Source organism: Microbispora sp. NPDC046933, assembly GCF_040644635.1.
In the GTDB taxonomy this organism is placed as follows: domain Bacteria; phylum Actinomycetota; class Actinomycetes; order Streptosporangiales; family Streptosporangiaceae; genus Microbispora.
In genome coordinates, this window is record NZ_JBEYWW010000094.1 from 1 (window position 1) to 2658 (window position 2658).

Genomic DNA, 2658 nt, shown 5'->3' on the forward strand with positions numbered 1-2658 from the left:
CCGGGCGATGAGCTCCAGCACCTGCTCGGCCGCCACCTCATAGCCCGGCCGGTATCCGCCCTCACGCTGGGTGTCGGTCACCGTGCTTCCTCCTCACGATCGCAGTAAAAGTATGACTCTGCGGACCATGTCACCCGCAGGCTGTCCGGGACGTGGCATCGTGAGTACGAAACATCATCGCGATTCACGCGAGGCGGTCCGCCCGCACGGGAATGTCCGTGTGGGTTTCCGCTGATCAGAGACTTCTGATCGTTACGACGAGATGACGTTTACATGCCTGCCGTGAAAATTAAGTGTTCTTAAGGTCTTGACGGGCCTCGGTGCTCGCACCGTAATTGGTAGCTGAGCACCCGGAGGACGCTTCTTCCGGGCCCCTGCGGCTGGACCACACGGCGGGTGTGTGGAGGCGTGTCGCATGCCTCCGCACCGTGGTCGGCCACGTCGGCTTCCATCACCTCACTCCACCCGGCCCCTCGTGGTGGCACGTGAGGACCGCACCACCATGGAGAAGCACGTGACCGATCGAATTGAGCATCCGTCCTCACCTGTCGCGGTGTTGAGGCCGCTTCTGGTCGGCCTTGTCATCGCGGCGCTGACCGCGGCGATGACAGTCGTCGCATCGGCCACGGCGGCCCGTGCCGCCACCACGACCCTGTACGTTTCGCCTTCGGGCACCGGCAGCACCTGTTCGTCGGCTCAGCCGTGTTCGCTGTCGGGGGCGCAGACGGCGGTGCGGTCGTTGAACGGGGCGATGTCCGGTGACATCGTCGTCGAGTTGGCCGATGGGGTGTACCGGCTGTCGGCGCCGTTGCGGCTGAGCGCGGCCGACTCGGGCAGCAACGGGTATCAGGTGGTGTGGCAGGCGGCCCCGTCGGCGCATCCCGTCATCAGCGGCGCCCGGGCGGTGACCGGCTGGACGCTCGCCAACCAGGCGAAGAACATCTGGCAGGCCGATGTCGGCGCCGGGATCGACACCCGGCAGCTGTACGTCAACGGCGCCCTCGCCACGCGTGCGCGTACTCAGGTGAACCGGTCCGACTTCACCGCGACCGGCACCGGTTTGAGGTTCAGCAGCAGCGCGTTGAGCTATCTGAACAACCTGGCCGGCCAGAACAGGGTCGAGCTGGAGAGCATCGGCTCGTTCACGGACCGGTACGTGCGGGTGCAGAGCATCAGCGGCAACTTCATCACGATGCAGCAGCCCGGCTGGAACAACAACATCTTCGGGTACGACGTGTTCACCAGCCCGCACCGGGCGGGTCCGCTCTACCTCGAAAACGCCTACGAGTTCCTCGACGCGCCGGGTGAGTGGTACATCAACCCCGCGACCGGGGTGCTGTCCTACATCCCCCTGGCGGGGCAGAACATGAGCAGCACCAGCGTGGAGCTGCCGGTGTTGCAGTCCCTGGTGAACGTCGGGGGCACCTACGACGCGCCCGCGCACCACATCACCTTCAAGGGGATCACCTTCACCGGCACCAGCTGGCTGGGGCCCAGCAGCAACCAGGGTTTCGCCGACCAGCAGACCGGCGCCTACATCGCGGGCAACTGGAACTGGCCGTCCGACCTGCCCAGCTCGTGTCAGGAGGGCTGCCAGCAGTTCGAGGCCACCCGCCCCAACTGGTTCCAGATGCCCGCGGCGGTGCAGGTGTCGGCGGCCGACCACATCACTTTCACCGACTCGCAGTTCCTCAACCTGGGCCAGACGGCCGTGGGCATCGGCAACGACGCCAACGCCCACGCCAGCGGAGTCGGCCTGGGCGCCAGCGACATCACGGTCACCCGGTCGGAGATCGCCCGCAGCTCGGCCGGCGGCGTCGTGGTCGGCGGCGTGCGCGCCGACGCCCACCACCCCAGCGATCCCCGGATGGTCAACCGCAACATCACCATCACCGACAACCGAATCCACGACCTCGGGCTGGACTACCGGGGCATCGTCTCGGTCCTGACCACCTACGTCACCACCACCGATGTGTCCCACAACGAGGTCTACAACATGCCCTACACCGGCATGTCGATCGGCTACGGGTGGGGCGCCAACGAGCCCGGCGGCAGCACCCAGTACGCCAACCGGGGTCTGTACAACTACCAGCCGCGGTACACCACGCCCACCACCGCGTCGGGCAACAAGCTCGTCGGAAACTACGTGCACGACGTCATGCAGCAGATGACCGACGGCGGATGCATCTACACGCTGTCGTGGAACCCGAACGCCCTGATCAGCGACAACCACTGCCTGCGGACCAACGGCTGGTTCGGGGTCTACTTCGACGAGGGCTCCAAGTACTACACCGTCAGGAACAACGTCCTGTCCAACACGGGTACCTGGGCCACGGCCAACTACTGGGGCGGCGAGAACATGGGCAACTTCACCGTCACCGGCAACTGGTCGACCAACGGCAGCACCAACGTCACCAACGGCGATCGCGGCAACATCGTCAACAACAACGTGACCGTCACCAACGGGCAGTGGCCGTCGGGCGCCCAGTCCGTGATGGCCTCCGCCGGGCCCCGGAACGGCACGTCGACACCCTCCCCGTCACCGTCGTCGCCGTCGGGGAGCACGAGCGCGCTCAAGGGTGTGGGGTCGGGGCGGTGCCTGGACGTCACCGGGGTGTCGCAGGCCAACGGCGCTCAGGCGCAGATCTGGGACTGCAA

1 pseudogene is annotated in these 2658 nt (G+C 66.4%); it reads left to right on the forward strand.

Features of this window, described 5'->3' with window-relative positions:
* Positions 1 to 514: 514 nt before the first annotated feature.
* A pseudogene (locus ABZ857_RS43975) lies at positions 515 to 2658 on the forward strand (hypothetical protein); the annotation flags it as partial.